Here is a 23,755-nt window from a genome sequence, read left to right on the forward strand (position 1 = left end):
CCCACCGCCCGTCGGGTCGGTCCCACCGCCCGTCGGGTCGGTCCCACCGCCCGTCGGGTCGGTCCCACCGCCCGTCGGGTCGGTCCCACCGCCCGCTGAGTCGGTGCCGCCGCCCGTCGGGGCGGTCTGGGCGGACGCTGGGTCGGGCTGGGTATCCGCCGGGCCGGACCAGGTGGCCGGGTTCTCTCGGCGGCCCGGGCGCAGGGTTGTGTGGTCCGTGGTTGTCGGCGCCGCTGTCGTCGGTGTGGCCGTCAGCCTGGTGCTGACCCTGGTGGTCGGCAAGGGGGAGGGCGGCAAGCCTGTCGTGGCCGCCTCCTCCGTCGGCCCGACCCCCTCCGCGGCGCCCGGGACGGTGTCGCAGGCGCCGTCCGGCAGCGGCACCCCGTCCCCGTCGGCCTCCGTACCGCCCGCCGGATACGAGGTGCGGCACGACGCCGAGGGCTTCCGGATCGCCGTCCCCGAGGGCTGGTCGCGGTCCACCGTCGACTCCTCGTACGGCATCGCCGTCGTCAGCTACCGCAGCCCGGACCGTGCGCACCGGCTGCAGGTCTACCAGGTCGCCGAGAGCTCTCCGGACGCCTCCTTCGAGCTCTACCTCTCCGACCAGACCCCCAAGCCGGACGGCTTCCAGGAGCTGGGTCTGACCAGCCTCGACGACGTCGGCTTCACCGGCTCCCGGCTGGAGTACCTGGCCGGCACGATCGGCGGTGAGCCGGACGTCGGCACCTGGCACGTCGTCGACGAGCGGTTCGTCGCAGCCGACGGCAACATCTACGCCGTCGCCTCCTACGGTCCCGACTCCGACGGCCGCGACGACGAGCTGGGCCATCTGACGACGGCGGTGGACTGGTTCTGCCCGCCGGACACGGACTGTGACGCGGACCCCGGCGTGGACTGAACACCCGCCCCGCGCAGGCCGCGTCTTCGTTCATTTAATTCCAGAATCCGCGGAATGTAATTGCCTGTCTGTATTTCATAGGTCCTCTTCTGGGTGACCCAATTCCCCCGAACGCTCCAAATCCAGCTCTGCGTGACGGTCGTTAAGGTGACTGTGACGCGATTGGACTGGATCACCGCCGAAGATCACCCGACCACTGTGCTCCGCTGGCCCGGCAGTATGGATATCACCTCATGCTCGGACCTGCTCGATGATTTCCTGACGAGAATCAATGTGCTGGAAAATGATTATCGGCGGACGTTGGCCGATCTGTACGCGGCGTTCTGAAGCAGGGGGCGGAGGTTTTAACCATGGACGGGATTCAGCGCGATGCGGGTCTCTATGACCATCCCGGTCTTTATGACCACCCTGGTCTGTACGAGCATCCCGGTCTGTACGAGACCCCCGGACGCTACGACCATCCGGGTCTCTACGACCACGCCTGGGGTGCCCCGGAGCCGGACGTCACGCCGAACGACTGGGATCCGGTCGAGGAGCTGGCGCAGATGCTGTCCACGCCGACCGGCGGGAGTGCGACCGCCGCGCCCACCCTGCTGGACGTGCCGGCCCAGCGCAGGGGCGGCCGTCGGCGGGTCCGCCAGGAGCCGCATCTGCTCGACGGCGGCCGGCGCATCACGCACATCACGTTCCTGATCGCGGCGGTCTCGCTGTGCGCGGTGTGCATGCTGACCTGGTCCGTCTGCTACTCCTACGGGCAGCTGCGCGGGATCGCCTCGGGGGTGCTGCCCGCGGGCCTGGCGCAGTACTGGCCGCTGACGGTGTACGGCCCGTGGTTCGTGGCGGCGCTCTCCGTCCTGCGGGCCACCGCTCAGCACCGGAGTGCACGCCGGTCCTGGTGTGTGGTGCTGGCCGCCTCCGTCCTGGCCGTGGCGCTGTGCGCCAGTCATTCGTCGCATGCGCTGTTGTCGTTAGTCATTTTCGGGATTCCGCCGGTGACGGCCCTGGTGTGTTTCTGGGAACTCGTCGGTCAGATCTCGACCCGGAGCAGGCCCCGGCACGCCACGCGCGCCGAACCGTCGACCGCCACGCCCTGAGAGAGCTTTTTGACCCGTTTCGTCCGACTGTTCAGTGATGCAGCACACTTTCGGCCACCGATTGCGCATGCAATCCGGGACCGAGGGCAGGCGGTGACGGTCCCCGAGTGTGACTTCTCTGTCACACAGGGGCACTGAACAGGAACGGAAGGCAATACCGATCATGGCGGACCGAACGGCACAAGCGACCATCCAGGCCGGAGGCGAGTGGCTGGAAGCCGTCTCCGGCGCGACACGCGAGATCATCGACCCCGCGGACGGCCTGCCCTTCGCCGTGGTCGCCGAGGGTGACGAGAAGGACGCGGAGACGGCGGTGGCCGCCGCCCGGCGCGCCTTCGACACCGGCGACTGGCCCCGCACCCCGGTCGCCGAGCGCGCCGCCCTGCTCCGCCGGGTGGCCGACCTGCTCGTGCGCGACCGCGAGAAGCTGGGCCTCCTGGAGAGCCGGGACGCGGGCAAGACCGTCGAGGAGGGCCGGGTCGACATCGACTGTGTCGCCGACGCCTTCCGCTACTTCGCCGACCTGGTGGCGGCGGAGGGCTCGGGCCGGGTGGTGGACGCGGGTTCGCCCGACATCCATAGCGTCGTCGTCCACGAGCCCGTCGGCGTCTGCGCCCTGATCACCCCCTGGAACTACCCCCTGCTCCAGGCCAGCTGGAAGATCGCTCCGGCGCTGGCGGCGGGCAACACCTTCGTGATCAAGCCGAGCGAGATCACCCCGCTGACGACCGTCGCGCTGATAGAGCTGCTGGCGGAGGCCGGGCTGCCCGCCGGAGCCGCCAACCTCGTCACCGGTCCCGGGCACAGCGTGGGCGCCCGCCTCGCCGAGCACCCCGATGTCGACCTGGTCTCCTTCACCGGCGGACTGGTCAGCGGGGTCAAGGTCGCCCAGGCGGCCGCCGTGTCGGTCAAGAAGGTCGCCCTCGAACTCGGCGGCAAGAACCCCAACGTCGTCTTCGCCGACGCCTGCGGCACCGACGAGGGCTTCGACACCGCCGTCGACCAGGCCCTCAACGCCGCCTTCATCCACAGCGGCCAGGTCTGCTCGGCCGGCGCCCGGCTGATCGTCGAGGAGCCGCTCAGGGAACGGTTCGTCGCCGAACTCGCCCGCCGGGCCGCCCGGATCCGCCTCGGACGCGGTACGGCCGACGGCGTCGAGTGCGGCCCGCTCGTCTCCGAGCAGCAGCGCGCCAAGACCGAGGCGTACGTGGCGTCGGCGCTGGCGGAGGGCGCGGTGCTGCGCTCCGGCGGCAAGCGCCCCGAACCGTCCGCCGACCGCCCCGCCGGCGGCTACTTCTACGAGCCGACCGTGCTCGACCAGTGCCACCGGGAGATGAAGGTCGTCCGCGAGGAGGTCTTCGGGCCGGTCCTCACCGTCGAGACCTTCCGCACCGAGGACGAGGCGGTCGCTCTCGCCAACGACACCGAGTACGGCCTGGCCGGCGCCGTCTGGACCGCCGACGCCGGACGCGCCCGCCGGGTCGCGGGACGGCTACGGCACGGCACCGTCTGGATCAACGACTTCCACCCCTATCTCCCGCAGGCGGAGTGGGGCGGCTTCGGAAAGAGCGGCACCGGCCGCGAGCTGGGGCCCGCCGGGCTCGCCGAGTACCGCGAGACCAAGCACGTCTACCAGAACCTCGCACCGCGGCCGGTCCGCTGGTTCGCCGGCTGAGCCCACCCGACCGCCGTACGCGAGAAGCCTCACCCAGGGCTTCGGAAGCCTTTTGGAGCACCCCCCATGTCCCAGTCCCACACCTACGACTACGTCGTCATCGGCGGCGGAACCGCGGGTTCCGTCATAGCCTCCCGTCTCACCGAGAACCCCGATGTCACGGTCGCCGTGATCGAGGGCGGTCCCAGTGACGTCGGCCGCGACGACGTCCTCACCCTGCGCCGCTGGATGGGCCTGCTCGGCGGCGAGCTGGACTACGACTACCCGACCACCGAGCAGCCGCGCGGCAACTCCCACATCCGGCACAGCCGCGCCCGCGTCCTCGGCGGCTGCTCGTCGCACAACACGCTGATCGCCTTCAAGCCGCTGCCCTCCGACTGGGACGAGTGGGAGGCGGCCGGCGCCAAGGGCTGGGGCGCGGTCCCGATGGAGGCGTACTACGCCCGTCTCCTCAACAACATCGTCCCGGTCGACGAGAAGGACCGGAACGCCATCGCCCGCGACTTCGTCGACGCGGCGCAGGAGGCGCTGGGCGTCCCGCGCGTGGAGGGCTTCAACCGCAAGCCGTTCACCGAGGGCGCCGGCTTCTTCGACCTCGCCTACCACCCCGAGGACAACAAGCGCTCCAGCGCCTCGGTGGCCTACCTGCACCCGGTGATGGACGAGCGCCCCAACCTGACGATCCTGCTGGAGACCTGGGCATACCGGCTGGAGCTGGACGGCACCCGCGCCGAGGGCGTCCACGTCCGCACCAAGCACGGCGAGGACCTGCTGATACGGGCCCGCAACGAGGTCGTGCTGAGCGCGGGGGCCGTCGACTCCCCGCGCCTGCTCCTGCACTCGGGCATCGGACCGGCCCAGGACCTCGAAGCGCTCGGCATCCCGGTCGCGCTCGACCTCCCGGGCGTCGGCGAGAACCTCCTCGACCACCCGGAGTCGGTGATCGTCTGGGAGACGAACGGCCCGATCCCCGAGAACTCCGCGATGGACTCCGACGCGGGTCTGTTCGTGCGCCGCGACCCCGAACACGCGGGCCCGGACCTGATGTTCCACTTCTACCAGATCCCGTTCACGGACAACCCGGAGCGACTGGGCTACCGGCGCCCGGAGTTCGGCGTCTCGATGACCCCGAACATCCCCAAGCCGCGCAGCCGCGGCCGGCTGTACCTCACCAGCGCCGACCCGTCCGTGAAGCCCGCGCTGGACTTCCGCTACTTCACCGACGAGGACGACTACGACGGCCGCACCCTCGTCGACGGCATCCGCATCGCCCGCGAGATCGCGAAGACCGAGCCGCTGGCCGGCTGGCTGAAGCGCGAGGTGTGCCCGGGGCCGGACATCCTCGGCGACGCCGAGCTCAGCGAGTACGCCCGCAAGGTCGCGCACACCGTGTACCACCCGGCGGGCACCTGCCGGATGGGCTCGGCGGACGACCGACAGGCCGTGGTGGACCCGGAGTTGAGGATCCGCGGCCTGGACGGCATCCGTGTCGCCGACGCCTCCGTCTTCCCGACCATGCCGGCCGTGAACCCGATGATCGGAGTGCTGATGGTCGGCGAGAGGGCCGTGGACCTGCTGAAGGGCGGTGCGTGATGAGTAGCAGTACGACCCCTGTCGCCACTTCTGACACCACTCCTGTCTTCTCCGTCGACGGTCTGTGGAAGGTCTTCGGTCCGAAGGCCGACCGCGTTCCCGGGGACGCCGAGCTGACCGGGCTCGCGCCCGCCGACCTGCGCGCCCGCACCGGCTGTACGGCCGCCGTCCGTGACGTCTCCTTCGACGTGCGCAAGGGCGAGGTCTTCGTGGTGATGGGCCTGTCCGGCTCCGGGAAGTCGACGCTGGTCCGTTGCCTGACACGGCTCATCGAGCCCACGTCCGGGACGATCGTCATCGACGGCGAGGACGTCCGTGCGATGGACAAGGGGCGGCTGCGGGAGCTGCGCCGGCACCGCGCGGCGATGGTCTTCCAGCACTTCGGGCTGCTGCCGCACCGGTCCGTCCTGGACAACGTCGCGTACGGCCTGGAGATCCAGGGCGTCGGCAGGTCCGAGCGGCGCAGGCGGGCCGCGGAGGTCGTCGCCAAGGTCGGCCTGGCGGGCATGGAGCAGCGCCGCCCCGGCCAGCTGTCCGGCGGCCAGCGCCAGCGGGTCGGGCTGGCGCGGGCGCTCGCCGTCGACCCCGAGGTGCTCCTCTTCGACGAGCCGTTCAGCGCGCTCGACCCGCTGATCAGGCGGGACATGCAGGAGGAGGTGGTCCGCCTGCACCAGGAGGAGGGCCGCACGATGGTCTTCATCACGCATGACCTGAACGAGGCGCTCAAGCTCGGCGACCGGATCGCCCTGATGCGGGACGGACAGGTGGTGCAGCTCGGTACGCCGGAGGAGATCGTCGGTTCCCCGGCCGACGACTACGTCCGGGAGTTCGTGCGGGACGTACCGCGCGAGCAGGTCCTGACGGTGCGCTCCGCGATGAGGCCGGCGAAGGACGGGGAGGCCTCGGCGGGACCCGCGGTCGGCTCGACCGCGACGGTCGCCGAGGCGATCGACGTGGTGGCGGGGGCCGGCGCCCCGGCGCGGATCGTGGACGGGGACCGGTGCGTCGGTGTGGTCGACGCGGACACGTTGCTCGGCGTCGTGGCGAAGGCCGGTGCGGGCAGTGGTTCGTCCGCGGGCAGGGGTGGGCCGGTCGCGCAGTTCCCCGCGCCCCCAAGTCGGGATGCGGATCGTCCGTCGTACAGTCCCGCCACCGACGCCACCGCAGGCGGGGTGGGCGCGGCGGTACCCCGTGAGCGCGGGCAAGTGAAGCCCCCCGCCCCCCGCACCAGTCCGGAGGGTGTCTGATGGCGACGATCAGTGTCCCGAGTCCCCGCCGAATAGCCCTGCCCGCCAGCCAGGCCGTGCGCAAGCTGCTCGTCCTGGCCGTGGTCGCGGCTGTCCTCGTTCCGCTCGCCAGCTCCCACTGGGCGTCCGCCGCCTGGCCGCACCACCTCACCGTCGATCTCTCCAAGCCCCTCACCTCCGCCAGCAACTGGGTCATCGACAACCGCGACACCCACCCCCTCTTCCTCTACTTCCTCGGCTACATCAGCAACGCCGTCGTCCTCACCGTCCGCGTCGTCTACCTCGCCCTCCTCGCCGCGGGCTGGCCCGGCGTCACCGTGCTCGCCGCCGCCGTCGCGCACCGCGTCGCCGGCCTCCGGCTCGCCGTCGGGACGGCCGTCGCCTTCCTCGCCTGCGGTGCCCTCGGCATGTGGGTGCCGACGATGCAGACCCTCGCCCTGATGGTCGTCGCCGTCCTCGCGTCCGTCGCCGTCGGCCTGGTCCTCGGCCTCGGTGCCGGTCTCTCCGACCGGCTGAACCGCGCCCTGCGCCCGGTCCTGGACACCATGCAGGTGCTCCCCGCCTTCGCCTACCTCCTCCCGGTCGTCCTGGTCTTCGGCATCGGCGTCCCCGCGGCCGTCCTCGCCACCGTCGTCTACGCCGCCCCGCCCATGGCCAGGCTCACCGCCCTCGGCCTGCGCGGCGCCGACCCGGAGGTCCTGGAGGCCGTGGAGTCCCTGGGCGCCACCCGCAGGCAACGGCTGCTGACCGCCCGTATCCCGCTCGCCCGCAAGGAACTCCTCCTCGGTCTCAACCAGACGATCATGATGGCGCTGTCGATGGCGGTCATCGCCTCCGTCATCGGCGCCGGCGGCCTCGGCGACCGGGTCTACCAGGCCCTCGCCTCGGTCGACGTGGGCGCGGCCCTCGCCGCCGGTATTCCGATCGTGCTCCTTGCGGTCGTCCTGGACCGCATCACCGCCGCGGCGGGCGACCGGGGCGACACCCGCCCCTCCCCGCTCGGCCTTCTCTACGCCCTCGCCGCCACCGTGGCCGTGGCCGTCGTCGCCCGCCTCCTCGGCGGCCTCGACTGGCCCGCCGCCTGGACCGTGAACTTCGCCGAGCCGGTCAACCGTGCCGTCGACTGGATGACCGCCCACCTGTATTCGGGTGTCCCGGTCGTGGGCGGCACCGCCGACTGGGCGGCCCACTTCACCACCTGGATCCTGGACCCCGTCCGGTCGGGCCTGCAGTGGCTGCCCTGGTGGTCGGTGCTGCTCGTCGTCGCCGCCCTGGCCTGGCTGATCGGCACCTGGCGCACCGCGCTCACCGCCGTCCTCGCGATGGCCGCGATCGGCGTGCTGGGCGTCTGGGAGCCGTCGCTGGACACGCTGTCCCAGGTCCTCGCGGCCGTCGCCGTCACCCTCGTGCTCGGTTTCGCGACCGGAATCGCCGCCGCCCGCAGCGACCGCGTCGAACGCGCCCTGCGCCCCGTCCTGGACGTGTTCCAGACCATGCCGCAGTTCGTGTACCTGATCCCGGTCGTCGCCCTGTTCGGCGTCGGCCGTGCCCCGGCCGTGGCGGCCGCCGTCGTCTACGCGCTGCCCGCCGTCGTACGGATCACCGCCCAGGGGCTGCGGCAGGTCGACCCCGCCGCCCTGGAGTCCGCGCGGTCGCTCGGCGCCACCGGCCGTCAGCAGCTGTGGCAGGTCCAACTGCCGCTCGCCCGGCCCGCGTTGCTGCTCGCCGTCAACCAGGGCGTGGTGCTGGTCCTCGCCGTCGTCATCATCGGCGGCCTGGTCGGCGGTGGCGCTCTCGGCTACGACGTCGCCTTCGGTCTCGCCCAGGGCGACCTGGCGACCGGACTGGTGGCCGGTGCCGCCATCGTCTGCCTGGGCCTGATGCTCGACCGCGTCACCCAGCCCACGGAGCGCCGTACGAGGAAGGGAGCATGACCATGCGCCGTACGACCCTGGCGGCCGCCGTCTCCGTGCTCGTCCTCGCGACCGGCTGCGGTGCCGCCGACATGACCAAGCAGGCCTCGCCCTTCGCCAACGCGCGGGGATCGAAGACCGTGACCCTGTCCGTGCAGTCCTGGGTCGGCGCGCAGTCCAATGTGGCCGTCGCCCAGTACCTGCTCGAACACGAACTGGGCTACCGCGTCGACACCGTGCAGGTGGACGAGGTGCCCGCCTGGGACGCGCTCAGCCAGGGACGCGTCGACGCGATCCTGGAGGACTGGGGCCACCCGGACCAGGAGAAGCGGTACGTCGAGGACAAGAAGACCATCGGCCGTGCCGGGGACCTCGGAGTCACCGGGCACATCGGGTGGTTCGTGCCGACCTATCTGGTCAAGCAGCATCCCGACATCACGAACTGGAAGAACCTCAACAAGTACGCCTCGCTGTTCCGCACCGCGGAGAGCGGCGGCAAGGGGCAACTCCTCGACGGCTCACCGTCGTACGTCACCAACGACAAGGCGCTGGTGAACAACCTGAAGCTGGACTACCAGGTCGTCTTCGCCGGTTCCGAGGCCGCCCAGATCACCCAGATGAAGCAGTTCGCCAAGGAGAAGAAGCCCTTCCTGACCTACTGGTACTCGCCCCAGTGGCTGTTCAAGAAGGTGCCGATGACCGAGGTGAAGCTCCCGGCGTACCAGGAGGATTGTGACGCCGACGCGGCCAAGGTCGCCTGCGCCTACCCGCACACCCCGCTGCAGAAGTACCTCAACGCGGACTTCGCGAAGAGCGGCGGCAGGGCGGCGGCCTTCCTGAAGAAGTTCAAGTGGACGACCGAGGACCAGAACGAGGTCTCGCTGATGATCGCCGACCAGAAGCTGAGCCCTCAGGAGGCCGCCAAGAAGTGGGTGGACGGTCACCCCTCGGTGTGGAAGGAGTGGCTGTCCTGAGCAACACCGGTTGATCGCTTCGCCGTTCGAGGTGTCACACGTCCCGCTGAAAAGCGGACGACACAGCGGTCATCGCTCGCGCACGGCTCCGCCTTGATCAAGCTGGTGTCTTCTGTGAAGGAGACGCCATCGTGCGAATTTCTGACATTCAGCGCTGCGAGGTCCGGCCCGGACGGCTAGTCGAGTGGACGTTCAGCCCGGCGACCGTCGCGGCCGCGACAGCGCTCCCGCCGGATCCGCGGCCGCCGGCGTACATCCAGGAGTCGCACATCAGAACGGCGCGGGCGGTGCGCGAGGACGGGTTGTTCGTACCGACCTGGCTCGGCACGGCGTTCGACCTGCCGGGCCGGGCCGATCTCGACGCGCTGGAAGAGGCGTTGCGCGGCTGGACGTTGCGTCACGAGACGCTGCGCAGCGGCTTCCGGTTGGTCGGCGACGACATGCACCGGTTCACGCTCGACGCCGACGACGTGACGCTGCACCGCGAGGAGGTCGGCGACTTCGCCGACGCGGAGGTGCTGGCCCGGTATCTGCAGGACCGATTCGACGTCGCGGCGGACGCGCTCGGCTGGCCGAACCTCATCTACGCGGCGGTCGTCCGTGACGACTCCACCAGCGTGTACATGGCCTTCGACCACACCAATGTCGACGCCTACTCCCTCCAGCTCACCTCGAACGAGATCCACGGGCTGTACACGTCGGGCGTCACGGGGCGGCCCACCACCGGTACGCCGGTGGGGAGTTACGTCGACTTCTGCCGGCACGAGCGGGCGAACGCGGACGGGATCGACGACACCCACGCGATCGTCGGACGCTGGCGGGAGTTCATCGCCCGGTGCGACGGGAGGCTTCCGGAGTTCCCCGTAGACCTCGGTCTGCGACCCGGTGGCGCGCTGCCCGCCCAGAAGCTGATGTGCGAGCCGCTCGTCGACGCCGACACCGCCGCCGCGTTCGAGGCGCACTGCCGGCCCTACGGCGGCAGCCTGGTGGGCATCTTGGCCGCGACCAGTCTGATCGTCCACGAACTCGGCGGGCAGCCGGTCTACCGTACGGTCGTGCCGTTCCACACCCGACTGAAGTCCGAATGGTCGGACTCCGTGGGCTGGTACGTCGGCGGCGCACCGATCGAGGTGCCCGCGGCACGGGACTTCGACGGCGCGCTCGCCACGGTCCGCGCCGAACTGCGGGCCAACCGGTCGCTGGCGCGCATTCCGCTGGCCCGCGTACTGCGGCTGCTCGGCGCGGACTTCCGTCCGACCTCGCCCGACATGTACTCGATCGTCTCGTACGTGGACGCCCGCCCCACCCCCGGCTCGGCCGGCTGGACCGAGCAGAAGACGTACGGGCTGATCCGGGTGTCGTACGGCGACCAGGTGTGTGCCTGGGTCAGCCGGCTGCACGAGGGGCTCTGGTTCGCCTGCCGTTACCCGGACACCGAGGTCGCCTACAAGAACGTGCGGCGGTATGCCGAGCGACTGCGGGACCTGATTGCCTCCGTGCCGGCGGATGAACACATGCGAACCACGCAGCCGGAATTCCTCTGACTCAACTTCCCTTTGATACGACCGTATTGGTATCGGCGGCGTTATGCGGCGAACGGCAACTCATGGCCCCATTGGGTGCGGTAAGTCGCATGCGGCTACTGCTAGTGTTTGCGTGGTCACGCTAGGCAATCGTTCTCGATGTACAGAAAGAGAATCGAGGTTTCCATGCGCAAGCTTCAGAAGGTCGTGTTCGCGGCGGTGGCGGCGGCCGGCGGCCTGTCTGCCCTCGGTGCCGGCACCGCTGTCGCCGACAGCGGCGCCAACGGGCTGCAGGTGTCCGACCTCTACCGCCCCTACCAGGAGTGCAGTCCGCAGACGGTCGCCGAAAACGATGTCCCGATCGGCGTGCTCGGTCTCGCCGGCACCACGGACACCACCTGCGGTCAGTACAACACCGCTTTCACAGGGTGAGCTTGACCATGTTCGACAGGAAGAAGATCGCGGCTCTCTCGGTGCTCGTCGGCGGCCTCGTCGTGGCCGGTGCCGGCGTCACCCAGGCGTATGCCGGAGCGGACCCGGGGGCCTGCACCCAGGACGTCCTGGGCAACCTCTCCTGCACCCAGCGGTTCAAGGGCGAGGTCCCCGAAGGTGAGATCCCGCCCCACCAGGACACCTGTCAGACGGTGCAGCCCCTGACGGTGCCTGCCGTCCTGGGCAACGGGAGGGCGCGGCTGGGGCCCGAGGTGACCTGTTCCCCCGAGACGTGGGGGTCGACCGGCACCCGCGAGGACCGGCATGCGGGGCACTGGCGGGCGACGACGCGACGCGCGGACGACGCGACATGAGCGAGTTAGATCCTGAATGACTACGAAATGTGTGTATATGCTCACATTGCGTAGTCGAGCCGGGCTGTCCTGCCCGGATAAGAAAGGGTCAAATCATGCGTAAGTTTCAGCGTGCCGCGGTCGTAGCGGCGGCGGTTGCCGGCCTGTCCTTCGTCGGTGCCGGGGCCAGCTTCGCCGCCGGTGGCGAGGACGCGGGCCAGGGCGTCACCGCCGTGGCCAACTCGTCGGCCAACGCCGTTGCCGTCGGCAGCAGCGGTTACTACGGCCCGCAGGCGCAGCCGCAGGGTCAGCCGGAGGACCAGAAGTCCGGGCCTGAGCAGGGTCCCGAGCAGGGTCCCGAGCAGGGCCCCGAGCAGGGTCCCGAGGGTTACGGCCAGCAGGGCGGCGAGGGCGAGTAACGGCGTACCGAGGGCTCGTCCTCTCGGCGCCGTCACGAACGCTTCGGCCTCCTTCGGAAGCCTGAGGAACATCGCACGAATTCCGGGGTCCGTTCAGCGGGTTCGCTGAGTGACACCCCGTGGCGAAGGCAGCCCGGACGCACCGCTCCCTCGGGGCATGCGTCCGGGCTGCCGCCATCCTGTCGTCGGCAGCGGTCGGCACCGCGGCCAGGCGCAGGATGCTCTGTTTCGACCTTCTCGGGCCTGGACGCACGCCGGTGACGGCACGCGGCCGGGCCTCTTTTGCAAAGGAAGCAGCACATGTTCACTCGGCAGAAGATTGCCACCGTCACGGGGCTCGTCGGGAGTCTCGCAGCGATCTGCGTCGGCGCCGGACACGCGTACGCGGACGGACACTCGAGCGACTGCAAGACCAATGCGCAGGGTGACACCGTCTGCATTCGCAAGTCGGAGGTCCACACCGACAAGGACGGCACGCACATCATCAGGCAGACGCAGGACTGCTCGACGACCGACCGGCCGAGCGCGGTGTATCCGGAGGACGGCCTGCTGGGCAGCGGATCCACGGACGCCGGGCCCGTTGTGGACTGCTCCAACACGGCGGAGCTGCCCAAGGGCTTCGAGAAGCCGCACATCGCGTTCTGAGCGCCGTTGAGGCGTCCCTGAGCGCCATGGACAAAGCCCGGTGCCCCGGCCGTCGGCCGGGGCACCGGGCTTTGTCGTTCGCCTTACTTGCCGAAGCTGTTGTTGCAGCCCATGTCCGAGCCGAGGTGGCTCTGCTGCGCACCCGCGTTGCCCTCGCCGTTCAGCAGGTTGCCGCCCAGGCCGTTGGCGATGCCGACCTCGCCGAGGATGTCGACGTTGCTGTCGTGCGACGTACAGGTGCTGCTCTGCCGGATGTCGAAGCTGTCGCCTCCCTTCCTGCCCCCGCCCTGGTCGGCGTGGGCGGCGCCGGCACCGAGGAGCGCGAGGCTCCCGAACGCGGCGAAGAGGACGGCAGCGGTACGTACCTTGTGCATTTCATCTCCGGTGAGGTGAGGTAGAGGCGATCCGGGAAAGATCGGCATCCGTTGACCTGAAGGTTGATACGAAATAACCGAGATATTCCAGCGGCGCGCCGAAAGCGAGCAATTTTCGCCGACTTGGAGGTCTTCCGGCGCACACAAATGGTCCCGGCGCGGGCTTGAAGCCCGGCACCGGGACCATTGGTCAACCGACGTCTCCGCGCCGATCAGATTTTCAGAATGCGCTGTTGTTGCAGCCCATGGTGGAGCCGATGTCGGTGGCCTGGGCGCCCGGGTTGCCTTCGCCGTTCAGGGCGTTGCCGAGGACGCCGTTGAGCAGGCCGACCTCGCCGAGGACGTCCACGTTCAGGTCGTGGGACTTGCAGTGGGAGCTCTGCTGGATGTTGAACTTGTCACCGTGCTCGCCGCCCTTACCGCCCTGGTCGGCGTGGGCCGTGCCGCCGACGAGTCCGATGCTGCCGATCGCGGCGACCAGGACGGCAACGTTGCGAAGCTTACGCATGTCATCTCCGGGGAGTGAGTGGGTGCGATCTGTGGGAGATCGACTTATTACAGTTACGGGAGATTAGTACGAAATACGCCAAAGATGGCAACGACGCGCCGTTTTTGCGATCACAAAGCGAAAGCACCCGAAAGCCGTATCGCGTCGGTACGGGCCCGTCGGTCGCGATTCTCGGCAACTCCCTTTCGCACACCGACGTTTGGCCGTCATCCCTGGCGCGCGTTGGCGAGCGAGTTCGACTGGCTGTTGGCCTGGGAGCAGTCGACGCCGCGGGTCTGGGAGGCGGCGAGCAGGGCGACCGGGACGTTCGCGTCGAGCAGGGACTGCGGGCTGCACTCCTGGGACGGACGGAACATGTTGGTCTGGCTCACCGGGGCGGCCTGTCCCTGCGCCGGCTGCGGGGCCGGCGGCGAAAGCTGCGGGTTGATCTGCGGGTTCAGCTGCGGGTTGATCTGCGGGGCGACCTCGGTGCCACGCTGCGGGGGCGCCTGCTGCTGGGTCGGCGAACCGTAGGACTGCGCGGTCGCCTGAGCGGAGGAGAGCGAGGCGGCCTGGGCGTCCGGCTGTGAAACGGGAGGCGGCACAGCCCCGTTGTAGGCGGCGGGAGTGGCGGCGGAGCTTGGGGCGGCGCCGACGGCGGTGAGACCCCCGGCTGCTGCGACGACGAGCGCGACCCTACGAAGCTTGCGCATGGAATTCTCGGCCCTTCATTGACCTGTGCACGGAATCTGATGAAATGCTGATGAGGCAGCGCAGTTGTCGCTGTTCCTGCTGCCCTGTGCGGCTGCGGTGACCCATCGTTCCTGCCCCGTGGGGAACGAGGCGCGCGCAGACCCAGAAACGGTCGCCGGGGCGTGGTCACCCATTTGCCGCAGGGTGTGCGGATAGTGAAGTCCGGCCCATTGGACGGCAAATGGGTGACGGGCTTTTGGATGCCGTGACCGCAGCCGGACAACTCTCGTTCCGACGAGGAGAAGGCAGCGACCGTGGACCTGAAGAGGGTGAGGCAATCGCTGTCGGCTCCGAAGGCGAAGTCCGCGTGCTTATCGGAACTGCCGCTGCCGGTGGTGCGGTACGAGTATCACACCGAGTGCACGTGTGACCGCGCTGAATGCAATGGACTTCCCTATTCAGGTATCGAAGGGCCGAGGGTTTCATGCGCAAGCTTCACAAGGCCGCGCTCTTTGCAGTGGCGGCCAGCGGTCTGTCCGCGCTCGGCGGCGGCGTCAGTCATGCCGCTCCCATGGGACAAGGCAGTGCCGCCCCGGCGCCGGCTCCCGAGCAGTTCGCTCCCCAGGCGGCCCCGGCACCCGTTCCCCAGCCGGTTCCGCAGGCCGCGCCCGCGCCCGCGCCGCAGCCAACCGGTTACGCCTCCAGCACGGCCACCTCGCAGGGAGTCGCACAGGCCGCCGCGACGCCGTACCCGCAGCAGGCCGCCCCGCAGTACCAGCAGCAGGCCCCTCCTCCGTACCAGCAGCAGGCCGCGCCGCAGTACCCGCAGCAGGCCGCACCGCAGCAACCGGTCCAGGCCGCCCCCGCGCAGCCGGCCCAGGTGGTGCCCCAGGTCATGCCCCAGGTCATGCCGCAGGTCGCCCCCCAGCTGGCCGTACCCCAGGCACCCCAGGCCTTCGGCGCGCAGGGCCCGGCGATCGTCGCCCCGCAGGTGAACCCCCAGATCAATCCGCAGGTGAACCCGCTGCTCAGCCCGCAGCTCGGGTCACCGGGCGTGCCGCAGCTCTCCCCGGTCGGTCTCGGACAGGTCGCGGCACCTCCCGTCGGCCAGCTGGGGCTTCCCCGACTCGGCTGACGGCCGCCGCGCCGGCGGACATCCGCACTTCCCGCTCGATCTCTTGCAGATTCCATCCGCTCGACCAATGGAGAACCCATGCGCACGTTCCAGAAGGCAGTCCTCGTGGGCGCCATGCTCGGCAGTGTCGGCTCCCTCGGCGGCACCACCGCCTTCGCCCACGACGACCTGGGCCGCGACCTCGACATCACGCAGGCCACCGAGTGCCGTTCGCACGACATGAACATCGAGGTGATCGGCAGCGTCGGCGCGATCACCGGTCTGGCGGGCAACCTGCTGAACGGCGAGGGCAACCCGGGTGCGCAGCAGAACCACCTCGGTTCGGACATGGGCTGCAACAACCAGGCGCTCTGACCCCTCCGCGGCTGCTCGCCCGGCCCTGGCCGCGTACCCCGCCGTCGTGCGCGCATCCGCTGCCCGAAGCGAACCATGGCGCAGCCGAACGCCGGCGGGGTGCCGGATACCGGCCAAATGGTCGAAAAGCCACTACTTCTTTCGTTCTGCTTGGATTTCGCCGCTCGCGGGTGAGAGCCCGCGACGTGTCTGGAAGGGCAGGGAACCCATGAAACGGGCTACCCGAAACAGTGTGATCGCCTTCGCTGTCGCGTCTGGTGCGATGGCGGTCGCGGGCCCGGCGTGGGCCGACTCCGCCGCGGACGGTTCCGCGTCCGGCTCGCCCGGGCTGGTCTCCGGCAACGACATCCAGTTGCCGGTGAACATCCCGGTGAACGTGTGCGGGAACACCGTCGACGTGATCGGGCTGCTCAACCCCGCGATGGGCAACCGCTGCGCCAACGAGGGGGGCAAGGCCAAGGAGAAGGAAGGGGCCACGGCCGTCGGCAGCGCTCACGACTCGCCGAGTGTCCTCTCCGGCAACGGCATCCAGCTTCCGGTCGATGTTCCCCTGAACGTCATCGGCAACAGCGTGAACGCGGTGGGTATCGGCAATCCCGTCTTCGGCAACGAGTCCGTCGACACACCGGTCGACCACCCCGACGGGCCCGGCCCGTCCACGCCTCCCGCGCCACCCGTCCGCCACCAGCCGTCACACCCGGTCAAGGCGCACCCGGCGCCGAAGCCGCCCGCCACCGTCGTCCGGCAGCGGACGACCGGCACACTCGCGCACACCGGAACCGGCAACCCCTGGGCGCCGGCCGCCGCGAGCCTGGCCTCGCTGGCGGCCGGAGTGGTGCTGTACCGGCGCTTCCGCCCGGCGGCGGTCAGCCACGTGAGGTGATCCCGGCCGCCCCGTCCGACGGAGCCAGGCGGCGATCTCCCGGACCGCCGCCACGGCCCACTGCCGGAGCCCCGGCCCGGCAGGTGCCGGCCTTGCTCACGCGTGCTGCCCCGGCGTGTAGTGCCCCGGCACCAGACGGCAGGTCACCCCGAACCGGTTCCACGCGTTGATCACCGTGATCGCGGCGATCAGCTGCGCCAGCTCCGCCTCCTCGAAGTGCTTGGCGGCCCGCTCGTAGACGTCGTCCGGCACGAAGCCTTCCGTGAGGACCGTGACCGCCTCCGTCAGGCCCAGCGCCGCCAGCTCCTTCTCGGTGTAGAAGTGCTCGGACTCCTCCCAGGCACTGAGCTGGATGATCCGCTCGACGCTCTCGCCCTGCGCCAGCGCGTCCTTGCTGTGCATGTCCACGCAGAGCGCACAGCGGTTGAGCTGCGAGGCCCGGATCTTCACCAGCTCCAGGAGCTTCGGGTCGAGGCCCTTCCGGGCGGCGGTGTCCAGCCGGACCATCGCCCGGTACACGTCGGGCACCAGCTCCGACCAGGGCAGACGGGGGGAGTGTTCGGGTGCGTACTCGGTCGGGTGTTCTGTGGTCATATCTCGACCCTAGGAGCCAGGCAGCCCAGGAGTATGGTCCATTTCCATGGGGAGAACATGGGCCACTCTGAGCGTCGACCTCCATCTGGAACCGGCCGGTCCGGGCCTGTGCCGGGGCCTGACCGACGCCCTGCGCGAAGCCGTCCGCGGCGGCCGGCTGGTCCCCGGCACCCGGCTGCCGTCGTCCCGTTCCCTCGCCGTGGATCTGGGCATCGCCCGCAACACCGTCGCCGACGCCTACGCCGACCTGGTCGCCGAGGGCTGGCTCACCGCCCGCCAGGGCTCCGGCACCCGCGTCGCCAGGGAGCCGACGCCCTCGCCGCCGGGACGGCATGGAGCGGCGCCCGTCACCGGTACGACTGCTCACCACCCCGCCTACGACCTGCGCGCCGGCCACCCCGACGTCTCCGCCTTCCCGCGCGCCGAGTGGCTCAGGGCGGCCCGCCGCGCCCTCACCACCGCCCCGAGCGAGGCCTTCGGCTACGGCGATCCGCGCGGCCGCGTCGAACTGCGCTCGCCGCCTAACTCGCCCGTGCCCGGGGGGTGCGCGCCGACCCTTCGTCGCGCTCCTCGCCGAGGGCCACGACGTGCCGGCGGCCCTGCGGGTGGCCCAGGTCCCGGCCCCCGCCGCCGAGTTCGTACGCACCACCTTCGGCATCATCGCCGACCGCCCGCCGCACTGCCGGGCCGCCGCCTTCGCCTTCTCCCGCGAGGACCTGATCCCGGACATGTTCGACCAGGTCATCAAGGAGGAGGGCACCGACCGCTTCCCGCTCTTCCGGGACTACCTCGCCCGCCATATCGAGGTCGACGGCGAGGAGCACACCCCCATGGCCCTCCAGACGGTCGCCGACCTGTGCGGAACCGACGAACGGCGCTGGGACGAGGCAGTCGAGACCGTCGTCGTCGCCCTGGAGGCCAGGACCCGCCTGTGGGACGGGATCACGGACGCGCTGGGCTGACGGGCTCGGGCGCCCCGGGGCCCGTGTCCTGCGCCCCGGGCGCCTCCCCGAACCGGGCCAGTGCCAGCGCCCCCGCCACGGCCACCGTGAAACCGAGCACCCCGAGCCAGGCGAGCCCCTCCCGGGTCCGGTCCCCGAGCCACACCACGCCGATGGCCGCCGGGCCGATCGTCTCGCCGATCACCATCCCGGCCGTCGCCGTGGTCACCGAGCCGCGCTGGAGCGCCGAGGTCAGCAGCAGGAAGGCGCCACCGCCGCCGACGAGCAGCGCGTAGGTCGCCGGGTTGGTGAGCAGCCCGCCCGGCCACAGGGTGTCGATGAGCCGCACCGACACCTCCACCACCCCGAACCCGAACCCCGCCCCGAGGCCCAGCAGCAGCGCCCGCCAGCGCCCCGACAGCCGCCCGCCGACGAGCCCGAGCAGCAGCACGCCCACCGCGGTCGCGAGCATCGCGTACTTCAGCGCGTCGGACCCGGCCCGGTCGCCCTCAGGACCCGACGCCAGCCCCAGCATCGCGAGCCCCGCGCACACCACCCCCACCGCGCCCCACTCCAGCCCGCTCAGCCGCACCCGCAGCAGCCGGGCCGCGACCACCGCGGTCACCGCGAGGCTCGACGCCAGCGCGGCGCTCACCGCGTAGATGGGGAGCGACCGCAGCGCCAGGATCTGGAACACGAAACCCAGCCCGTCCAGCCCCAGTCCGGCGAGGTACCGCCACTGCCGCACGGCCCGCAGCAGCAGCGCGGCCTCCCCGCCCGCACCGTCACCGGCCGCCCGCGCGGCCATCGCCTGCAAGACGGTCGCCGTACCGAAGCAGATCGCGGCCGCGAGCGCACACACCATTCCAAAGAGCACAAAGGGACTGTAGGGGCTCCGGGTGAGAGGAGCGGACGGTGATCGTGAGGAAAGCGGGAAGCGGGCCCGGGACGCACCCCGGACCCGCTCCCTCCCCTTGTGGGTCAGTTGGCGCCGGCCAGCCAGGCGGTGGCGTTGAGGGCGAGGGCGGCGTTGGTGGCGCCGCTGTCGTTCCAGCCGTCGTACAGCGTGTTGCCGGACTGGCCGGTGCCGTCGTCGATCGGGGAGCTGTCGCCCCAGAACGCGACCCGGCCGCTGCCGAAGGCGGACGTCAGGAAGAAGGCGCCGGTGTTGCCCGAGTAGCCGCTGCGGTACACCAGCCCCTTGACGGCGGAGTTGTCGGAGGGCTTGAGGGTCGCCGTGGTCCCGTCGGCGATCAGGCTCTTGGTGACGGTGCCGAAGCCGCCGTGCAGCACCGGGTCGCTGCTGTCGCTGATGGCCTTCGGGTACCCGGAGCCGACGTCCAGCGAGTCGATCGAGAAACCGAACGGGTCGGTCGAGTCGACGCTGTTGTTCGTCATCAGGTCGTTGAGGATCTCGACCGCGTCGTAGCCGTCGCTGTTGCGGTCGGCCCCGGTGTGGTCGGAGATCATGAACAGACCCCCGCCGGCCTTCACGAAGTTCATGATCGCCGTCTTCTCGGCGGTGGTGAACTTGGTGTTGGGCTCGGGCAGCACCAGCGCGTCGAACTTCGACAGGTCGGTCGTCGACGAACCGCCGTACGTGAGCGCACTGGTCGCGGTCTTCAGGCTGTAGTCACCGGTCTTCTGCAGGGCGACGCCCCATGACGACAGCGCGCCGGTCCAGTCCTTGTCGGAGGACGGGGAGGAGTCCTGGGAGAGCGGGTCGGGCTTGCTGGTGGAGATGATCCAGTCCGCGTTGCCCGCCTCCTCGGCGTGGCCGTCGTCGAACAGGACGCGGTAGGTGGTGGCGGCGTGGGCGGGGGCGGCCGCGGTGCCGACCTGGAGCGCGGCTCCCGCGGTGAGCAGGCCGAGCACGGTCAGGGCCGTGGTGAGTTTGTGGCGCGAGGCGGCGAAGCCGGGCATCTGTCATTCCTCCGTCGGTGGGGGGTGCGAGGGGGATGGCGGTGCGGGTGCTGCGGGGTGCTGCGGGGTGGGCGTCTTCGCGCGTAGAGTTCGAAGTTGATCGTTCACCTACGAACAGCTGGACGGTACCCGTGGTGCGCGGCGCGGCGGCAGGATCTCCGGCGGCTTCACATGATTTTCTTACCTGGACATGACAAGTCGGAGCGGGCTGGATTCGCTCGTCTGAGCGGGCCGGATCCGCTCGTCTAAGCTGTCGCCGGACACCCGGCCGACGATCACTCAACCGCCGTCGGCCCACCGCACACCACACGGGGGCACACGAACATGGCTGACGCACGCCGGCAACTCCGCTCGGGCACGGTGATCCTCGGCGGTATGGGCCTCCTGGCCGCCGCCCTCACCGCCTGCTCCTCCGACCCCGACAAGCGCTGCGTCGACCGCAACAGCTACACCGCCGCCAAGGGCTACCAGGTCGTCTCCGACAAGAACTGCACCTCCACCAAGGCCGCCGTCAACGGCGCCTACTACTACGGCGGCAAGAAGAAGAGCGGCTGGGTCAGCGGCGGCTCGTTCAGCAAGCCGGCCAAGGGCTCCGGCAGTTCGTCGAGCGGCGGCCACAGCGTCCACCGCGGCGGCTTCGGCAGCGGCCACGGCAGCTCCGGCGGCTGACCGCACGATGCACCGCCGTACCACGGAACCCCGCCCCGACTGGCAGCGGACCGTCGAGGAACAGGGCCTGATCTACCCCCTCACCCGCCACCCGGACGGCACCCTGCGCCCGTACTGGGACGAGACCGCCTACTACGTCTTCACCCTCGACGAGGTGGAGGCGCTGGAGGAGGCGGTCGAGGAACTGCACGCCATGTGCCTGGCGGCGGCCGGCCACATCGTCGCGCAGGATCGTTTCGCCGAGCTGGGCATCACCGACCCCCGCATCCGCGCCGCCGTCACCGAGGCCTGGCACCGCCGCGCCGAACTCCCGTCCCTCTACGGCCGCTTCGACCTCCGCTACGACGGCACGGGCCCGGCGAAACTCCTGGAGTACAACGCCGACACCCCCACCTCCCTGGTGGAGGCGGCCTCGGCCCAGTGGTTCTGGATGGAGGACCGCTTCCCGGGCGCCGACCAGTGGAACAGCCTCCACGAACGCCTCGTCGCCGCCTGGCAGCGGCAGGCCCGGCTGCTCCCGCCGGGCATCCCCCTGCACTTCGCGCACTCCTCCGCCGACGAACTCGGCGAGGACCTGATGACGGTCGCCTACCTGAAGGAGACCGCCGAGCAGGCGGGCCTGGACACCGACTGGATCTCCATGGAGGAGATCGGCTGGGACACCCTCTCCGGCCGCTTCGTCGACAACCGGCTCCGGTTCATCCGCAGCTGCTTCAAGCTCTACCCGTGGGAATGGCTCACGACCGACGCCTTCGCCGCCCACGTCCTCGACACCCTGGACAACGGCGGCGGCACGGGCACCACCATGTGGATAGAGCCGGCCTGGAAGATGCTGCTGAGCAACAAGGCGCTGCTGGCGATCCTCTGGGAGCTGTACCCGGGGCACCCGAACCTGCTGCCGGCGTACGTGGACGGCCCGAGGGAACTGGCCCGGACGACGGGTTACGTCAGCAAGCCGCTGCTGGGGCGGGAGGGCGCGGGCGTCCTCGTCCACCCGCCGGGCGCGGGGACCGTCGTACGCGAAGAGCCGTGCTGCTACCAGGAGCTGGCGCCCCTGCCTTCGTTCGACGGCAACCATGTGGTGCTCGGCGCGTGGGTGGTGGGCGAGGAGGCGGCGGGACTGGGCATCAGGGAGTCGCAGGGCCTGGTGACGGACGACTACGCCCGCTTCCTGCCCCACGTGATCCTGCCGCCCGCCGCCTGACCCGGCCGGGCGGCCACGGCGCCTGCCGGTGGGTCCGGCGGCCGTGGCGGTCGGCCGGGCAGGTGTGCCGCCCCCGCCCGACTGGTGGACGCCACGGCCCTCGGCTCCGGCGTGCCCGGTAGTCTGACCAGCGGGCCGTGACTGGCGCGCTGGGATGGGACCGACCATCGGGGAGCGGCCCGTGTCCGATCGAGTGCCGTGCGCCTGGGCCGAACCGTGAACGCCGAACGCCATGTCCGGAGGTCCCGAATGTCCGAGCCCCGTTCCACCGAGCCCCTCTCCACCGAGTCCACCGCGTACCGCGCGGCCCTCGACGTGATCCGTGCCGTCGAGCCGCGCGTCGCCGACGCCATCGGCCAGGAGGTCCACGACCAGCGCGAGATGCTCAAGCTGATCGCCTCCGAGAACTACGCCTCGCCGGCCACCCTGCTCGCGATGGGCAACTGGTTCAGCGACAAGTACGCCGAGGGCACCGTCGGCCGCCGCTTCTACGCCGGCTGCCGCAACGTGGACACGGTCGAGGCGCTCGCCGCCGAGCACGCCCGCGAGCTGTTCGGCGCCCGCCACGCCTACGTCCAGCCGCACTCCGGCATCGACGCCAACCTGGTCGCCTTCTGGGCCGTACTCGCCGACCGCGTCGAGGTCCCCTTCCTCCAGAAGACCGGCGCCCGCCAGGTCAACGACCTCTCCGAGGCCGACTGGGCCGAGCTGCGGCAGGCCTTCGGCAACCAGCGGATGCTCGGCATGTCCCTGGACGCGGGCGGCCACCTCACCCACGGCTTCCGCCCGAACATCTCCGGCAAGATGTTCGACCAGCGCTCCTACGGCACCGACCCGGCGACCGGCCTGATCGACTACGACGCGCTGCGCGCCCAGGCCCGCGACTTCAAGCCGCTGATCCTCGTGGCCGGCTACTCCGCGTACCCCCGGCTGGTGAACTTCCGGATCATGCGGGAGATCGCCGACGAGGTCGGCGCGACCCTCATGGTCGACATGGCGCACTTCGCGGGCCTGGTCGCCGGCAAGGTCCTGACCGGCGACTTCGACCCGGTCCCGCACGCCCAGATCGTCACCACCACCACCCACAAGTCGCTGCGTGGCCCGCGCGGCGGCATGGTCCTGTGCGACGACTCGCTGAAGGACCAGGTCGACCGCGGCTGCCCGATGGTCCTCGGCGGCCCGCTCCCGCACGTCATGGCCGCCAAGGCCGTCGCCCTCGCCGAGGCCCGGCAGCCCTCCTTCCAGGACTACGCCCAGCGGATCGTCGACAACTCCCGCGCGCTGGCCGACGGCCTGATGCGCCGGGGCGCCACCCTCGTCACCGGCGGCACGGACAACCACCTCAACCTGATCGACGTCGAGTCGTCCTACGGCCTCACCGGCCGCCAGGCCGAGTCCGCCCTCCTCGACTCCGGCATCGTCACCAACCGCAACGCGATCCCGGCCGACCCGAACGGCGCCTGGTACACCTCCGGCATCCGCATCGGCACCCCGGCCCTGACCACGCGCGGCCTGGGCACGGCCGAGATGGACGAGGTCGCGGCCCTGATCGACCGGGTCCTGACGGCGACGGAGCCGGGCACGACGAAGTCGGGCGCGCCGAGCAAGGCCTCCCACGTCCTGGACGAGAAGGTGTCGACGGAGATCGCCCAGCGCGCGACGGACCTGGTGGCGGGCTTCCCGCTGTACCCGGAGATCGACCTGGGCTGATCAGCGCCCCGTCAGGGGCGCG

The 23,755-nt window shown here is 70.5% G+C and carries 26 protein-coding genes, 1 pseudogene and 1 riboswitch; of the genes and pseudogenes, 21 read left to right on the forward strand and 6 right to left on the reverse strand.

Features of this window, described 5'->3' with window-relative positions; translation table 11 throughout:
* The first annotated feature begins 217 nt into the window (after positions 1–217).
* The 13 genes from ACGFZQ_RS06770 to ACGFZQ_RS06830 all read left to right on the forward strand — a co-directional run bounded on the left by ACGFZQ_RS06770 (position 218) and on the right by ACGFZQ_RS06830 (position 12,766).
* Entirely contained in the window at positions 218–898 is a 681-nt protein-coding gene (locus ACGFZQ_RS06770; protein WP_393839457.1) for a hypothetical protein, read from the forward strand.
* A 162-nt stretch (positions 899–1,060) separates the two neighbouring features.
* The gene (locus tag ACGFZQ_RS06775; protein WP_351742004.1) at positions 1,061–1,225 is read left to right on the forward strand and encodes a hypothetical protein; all 165 of its coding nucleotides are present in this window, start codon (positions 1,061–1,063) and stop codon (positions 1,223–1,225) included.
* Between the two features lie 23 nt (positions 1,226–1,248).
* The gene (locus ACGFZQ_RS06780) at positions 1,249–1,992 is read left to right on the forward strand and encodes a DUF2637 domain-containing protein (RefSeq protein WP_351742002.1); all 744 of its coding nucleotides are present in this window, start codon (positions 1,249–1,251) and stop codon (positions 1,990–1,992) included.
* A 163-nt stretch (positions 1,993–2,155) separates the two neighbouring features.
* Entirely contained in the window at positions 2,156–3,667 is a 1,512-nt protein-coding gene (locus ACGFZQ_RS06785) for an aldehyde dehydrogenase family protein (protein ID WP_393839458.1), read from the forward strand.
* 66 nt (positions 3,668–3,733) lie between these two features.
* Positions 3,734–5,260 (forward strand): GMC family oxidoreductase, encoded by a 1,527-nt coding sequence (locus tag ACGFZQ_RS06790; RefSeq protein ID WP_393839459.1) that lies wholly within the window; start codon positions 3,734–3,736, stop codon positions 5,258–5,260.
* On the forward strand, positions 5,260–6,507 hold the full coding sequence (locus ACGFZQ_RS06795) for a glycine betaine/L-proline ABC transporter ATP-binding protein (RefSeq protein WP_393839460.1): 1,248 nt from the start codon (positions 5,260–5,262) through the stop codon (positions 6,505–6,507). Before ACGFZQ_RS06790 ends, ACGFZQ_RS06795 begins: the two co-directional genes overlap by 1 nt.
* The gene (locus tag ACGFZQ_RS06800; protein WP_351741992.1) at positions 6,507–8,441 is read left to right on the forward strand and encodes an ABC transporter permease subunit; all 1,935 of its coding nucleotides are present in this window, start codon (positions 6,507–6,509) and stop codon (positions 8,439–8,441) included. The genes ACGFZQ_RS06795 and ACGFZQ_RS06800 overlap by 1 nt, the downstream gene beginning before the upstream one ends.
* A 2-nt stretch (positions 8,442–8,443) precedes the next feature.
* Complete coding sequence (locus ACGFZQ_RS06805; protein WP_393839461.1) at positions 8,444–9,394, forward strand: ABC transporter substrate-binding protein; 951 nt, start codon at positions 8,444–8,446, stop codon at positions 9,392–9,394.
* 131 nt (positions 9,395–9,525) lie between these two features.
* On the forward strand, positions 9,526–10,938 hold the full coding sequence (locus ACGFZQ_RS06810; RefSeq protein WP_393839462.1) for a condensation domain-containing protein: 1,413 nt from the start codon (positions 9,526–9,528) through the stop codon (positions 10,936–10,938).
* A gap of 165 nt (positions 10,939–11,103) precedes the next feature.
* The gene (locus ACGFZQ_RS06815) at positions 11,104–11,349 is read left to right on the forward strand and encodes a hypothetical protein (protein ID WP_351693352.1); all 246 of its coding nucleotides are present in this window, start codon (positions 11,104–11,106) and stop codon (positions 11,347–11,349) included.
* 8 nt (positions 11,350–11,357) lie between these two features.
* Positions 11,358–11,723, forward strand: a complete 366-nt coding sequence (locus ACGFZQ_RS06820) for a hypothetical protein (protein WP_393839463.1) — start codon at positions 11,358–11,360, stop codon at positions 11,721–11,723.
* Positions 11,724–11,818: 95 nt separating this feature from the next.
* On the forward strand, positions 11,819–12,121 hold the full coding sequence (locus tag ACGFZQ_RS06825; RefSeq protein WP_393839464.1) for a hypothetical protein: 303 nt from the start codon (positions 11,819–11,821) through the stop codon (positions 12,119–12,121).
* A gap of 300 nt (positions 12,122–12,421) precedes the next feature.
* Positions 12,422–12,766: a hypothetical protein gene (locus ACGFZQ_RS06830; protein WP_351741978.1), complete on the forward strand. Its 345-nt coding sequence runs from the start codon at positions 12,422–12,424 to the stop codon at positions 12,764–12,766.
* An 83-nt stretch (positions 12,767–12,849) separates the two neighbouring features.
* On the opposite strand, the gene ACGFZQ_RS06835 is transcribed toward ACGFZQ_RS06830, so the two are convergent.
* The 3 genes from ACGFZQ_RS06835 to ACGFZQ_RS06845 form a co-directional block, all read right to left on the reverse strand.
* Positions 12,850–13,140 (reverse strand): hypothetical protein, encoded by a 291-nt coding sequence (locus tag ACGFZQ_RS06835; RefSeq protein WP_351741975.1) that lies wholly within the window; start codon positions 13,138–13,140, stop codon positions 12,850–12,852.
* Positions 13,141–13,360: 220 nt separating this feature from the next.
* Positions 13,361–13,648: a hypothetical protein gene (locus ACGFZQ_RS06840; protein ID WP_393839465.1), complete on the reverse strand. Its 288-nt coding sequence runs from the start codon at positions 13,646–13,648 to the stop codon at positions 13,361–13,363.
* Positions 13,649–13,854: 206 nt separating this feature from the next.
* Positions 13,855–14,340 carry a hypothetical protein gene (locus ACGFZQ_RS06845; protein ID WP_393839466.1) on the reverse strand — a complete coding sequence of 162 codons (486 nt, stop codon included), beginning with the start codon at positions 14,338–14,340 and terminating at the stop codon, positions 13,855–13,857.
* 464 nt (positions 14,341–14,804) lie between these two features.
* Here ACGFZQ_RS06845 and ACGFZQ_RS06850 point away from each other — a divergent pair, with 464 nt between their 5' ends.
* The 3 genes from ACGFZQ_RS06850 (at position 14,805) to ACGFZQ_RS06860 (ending at position 16,692) form a co-directional block, all read left to right on the forward strand.
* On the forward strand, positions 14,805–15,455 hold the full coding sequence (locus ACGFZQ_RS06850) for a hypothetical protein (RefSeq protein ID WP_393839467.1): 651 nt from the start codon (positions 14,805–14,807) through the stop codon (positions 15,453–15,455).
* A 78-nt stretch (positions 15,456–15,533) separates the two neighbouring features.
* Positions 15,534–15,809 carry a hypothetical protein gene (locus tag ACGFZQ_RS06855; protein ID WP_382533052.1) on the forward strand — a complete coding sequence of 92 codons (276 nt, stop codon included), beginning with the start codon at positions 15,534–15,536 and terminating at the stop codon, positions 15,807–15,809.
* Positions 15,810–16,071: 262 nt separating this feature from the next.
* A complete protein-coding gene (locus ACGFZQ_RS06860) occupies positions 16,072–16,692 on the forward strand; it encodes a chaplin (RefSeq protein WP_393839468.1) in 621 nt (206 codons plus the stop codon).
* A 96-nt stretch (positions 16,693–16,788) separates the two neighbouring features.
* Here ACGFZQ_RS06860 and ACGFZQ_RS06865 read toward each other — a convergent pair whose 3' ends face one another.
* Entirely contained in the window at positions 16,789–17,286 is a 498-nt protein-coding gene (locus ACGFZQ_RS06865) for a carboxymuconolactone decarboxylase family protein (protein WP_365794508.1), read from the reverse strand.
* A gap of 46 nt (positions 17,287–17,332) precedes the next feature.
* On the opposite strand from ACGFZQ_RS06865, the pseudogene ACGFZQ_RS06870 reads away from it, so the two are divergent.
* Both ACGFZQ_RS06870 and ACGFZQ_RS06875 read left to right on the forward strand, forming a co-directional pair.
* Positions 17,333–17,844 (forward strand): annotated as a pseudogene (locus ACGFZQ_RS06870) (GntR family transcriptional regulator); the annotation flags it as partial.
* 29 nt (positions 17,845–17,873) lie between these two features.
* Positions 17,874–18,248 carry a DUF3050 domain-containing protein gene (locus tag ACGFZQ_RS06875; protein WP_393839469.1) on the forward strand — a complete coding sequence of 125 codons (375 nt, stop codon included), beginning with the start codon at positions 17,874–17,876 and terminating at the stop codon, positions 18,246–18,248.
* Here the strand turns inward: ACGFZQ_RS06875 and ACGFZQ_RS06880 are convergent.
* Together ACGFZQ_RS06880 and ACGFZQ_RS06885 are read right to left on the reverse strand one after the other, a co-directional pair.
* Positions 18,229–19,092, reverse strand: coding sequence for a DMT family transporter (locus ACGFZQ_RS06880; RefSeq protein ID WP_393839865.1), 864 nt, complete (start codon positions 19,090–19,092; stop codon positions 18,229–18,231). The genes ACGFZQ_RS06875 and ACGFZQ_RS06880 overlap by 20 nt on opposite strands.
* Before the next feature lie 116 nt (positions 19,093–19,208).
* Positions 19,209–20,150 carry a hydrolase gene (locus tag ACGFZQ_RS06885; protein WP_393839470.1) on the reverse strand — a complete coding sequence of 314 codons (942 nt, stop codon included), beginning with the start codon at positions 20,148–20,150 and terminating at the stop codon, positions 19,209–19,211.
* Between the two features lie 324 nt (positions 20,151–20,474).
* On the opposite strand from ACGFZQ_RS06885, the gene ACGFZQ_RS06890 reads away from it, so the two are divergent.
* The 3 genes from ACGFZQ_RS06890 (at position 20,475) to ACGFZQ_RS06900 (ending at position 23,733) form a co-directional block, all read left to right on the forward strand.
* On the forward strand, positions 20,475–20,819 hold the full coding sequence (locus tag ACGFZQ_RS06890; protein WP_351741932.1) for a hypothetical protein: 345 nt from the start codon (positions 20,475–20,477) through the stop codon (positions 20,817–20,819).
* 7 nt (positions 20,820–20,826) lie between these two features.
* Positions 20,827–22,023, forward strand: a complete 1,197-nt coding sequence (locus tag ACGFZQ_RS06895; RefSeq protein WP_393839471.1) for a glutathionylspermidine synthase family protein — start codon at positions 20,827–20,829, stop codon at positions 22,021–22,023.
* A gap of 127 nt (positions 22,024–22,150) precedes the next feature.
* Positions 22,151–22,240, forward strand: a riboswitch (ZMP/ZTP riboswitch).
* Between the two features lie 32 nt (positions 22,241–22,272).
* Entirely contained in the window at positions 22,273–23,733 is a 1,461-nt protein-coding gene (locus tag ACGFZQ_RS06900) for a glycine hydroxymethyltransferase (RefSeq protein WP_351741927.1), read from the forward strand.
* The last annotated feature ends 22 nt before the right edge of the window (positions 23,734–23,755 follow it).

Origin of the sequence: Streptomyces sp. NPDC048254 (assembly GCF_043201895.1) — a bacterium.
Classification (GTDB): Bacteria; Actinomycetota; Actinomycetes; order Streptomycetales; family Streptomycetaceae; genus Streptomyces.

Bases quoted from the DNA above. Each gene is read 5' to 3' on its own strand.
- ACGFZQ_RS06795 (WP_393839460.1), top strand. From the start codon at position 5,260: ATGAGTAGCAGTACGACCCCTGTCGCCACTTCTGACACCACTCCTGTC.
- ACGFZQ_RS06800 (WP_351741992.1), top strand. From the start codon at position 6,507: ATGGCGACGATCAGTGTCCCGAGTCCCCGCCGAATAGCCCTGCCCGCC.
- ACGFZQ_RS06825 (WP_393839464.1), top strand. From the start codon at position 11,819: ATGCGTAAGTTTCAGCGTGCCGCGGTCGTAGCGGCGGCGGTTGCCGGC.
- ACGFZQ_RS06805 (WP_393839461.1), top strand. From the start codon at position 8,444: ATGCGCCGTACGACCCTGGCGGCCGCCGTCTCCGTGCTCGTCCTCGCG.
- ACGFZQ_RS06855 (WP_382533052.1), top strand. From the start codon at position 15,534: ATGCGCACGTTCCAGAAGGCAGTCCTCGTGGGCGCCATGCTCGGCAGT.
- ACGFZQ_RS06785 (WP_393839458.1), top strand. From the start codon at position 2,156: ATGGCGGACCGAACGGCACAAGCGACCATCCAGGCCGGAGGCGAGTGG.
- ACGFZQ_RS06815 (WP_351693352.1), top strand. From the start codon at position 11,104: ATGCGCAAGCTTCAGAAGGTCGTGTTCGCGGCGGTGGCGGCGGCCGGC.
- ACGFZQ_RS06830 (WP_351741978.1), top strand. From the start codon at position 12,422: ATGTTCACTCGGCAGAAGATTGCCACCGTCACGGGGCTCGTCGGGAGT.
- ACGFZQ_RS06900 (WP_351741927.1), top strand. From the start codon at position 22,273: ATGTCCGAGCCCCGTTCCACCGAGCCCCTCTCCACCGAGTCCACCGCG.
- ACGFZQ_RS06845 (WP_393839466.1), bottom strand. From the start codon at position 14,340: ATGCGCAAGCTTCGTAGGGTCGCGCTCGTCGTCGCAGCAGCCGGGGGT.
- ACGFZQ_RS06835 (WP_351741975.1), bottom strand. From the start codon at position 13,140: ATGCACAAGGTACGTACCGCTGCCGTCCTCTTCGCCGCGTTCGGGAGC.
- ACGFZQ_RS06850 (WP_393839467.1), top strand. From the start codon at position 14,805: ATGCGCAAGCTTCACAAGGCCGCGCTCTTTGCAGTGGCGGCCAGCGGT.
- ACGFZQ_RS06780 (WP_351742002.1), top strand. From the start codon at position 1,249: ATGGACGGGATTCAGCGCGATGCGGGTCTCTATGACCATCCCGGTCTT.
- ACGFZQ_RS06885 (WP_393839470.1), bottom strand. From the start codon at position 20,150: ATGCCCGGCTTCGCCGCCTCGCGCCACAAACTCACCACGGCCCTGACC.
- ACGFZQ_RS06865 (WP_365794508.1), bottom strand. From the start codon at position 17,286: ATGACCACAGAACACCCGACCGAGTACGCACCCGAACACTCCCCCCGT.
- ACGFZQ_RS06880 (WP_393839865.1), bottom strand. From the start codon at position 19,092: ATGGTGTGTGCGCTCGCGGCCGCGATCTGCTTCGGTACGGCGACCGTC.
- ACGFZQ_RS06820 (WP_393839463.1), top strand. From the start codon at position 11,358: ATGTTCGACAGGAAGAAGATCGCGGCTCTCTCGGTGCTCGTCGGCGGC.
- ACGFZQ_RS06890 (WP_351741932.1), top strand. From the start codon at position 20,475: ATGGCTGACGCACGCCGGCAACTCCGCTCGGGCACGGTGATCCTCGGC.
- ACGFZQ_RS06790 (WP_393839459.1), top strand. From the start codon at position 3,734: ATGTCCCAGTCCCACACCTACGACTACGTCGTCATCGGCGGCGGAACC.
- ACGFZQ_RS06840 (WP_393839465.1), bottom strand. From the start codon at position 13,648: ATGCGTAAGCTTCGCAACGTTGCCGTCCTGGTCGCCGCGATCGGCAGC.
- ACGFZQ_RS06860 (WP_393839468.1), top strand. From the start codon at position 16,072: ATGGCGGTCGCGGGCCCGGCGTGGGCCGACTCCGCCGCGGACGGTTCC.
- ACGFZQ_RS06895 (WP_393839471.1), top strand. From the start codon at position 20,827: ATGCACCGCCGTACCACGGAACCCCGCCCCGACTGGCAGCGGACCGTC.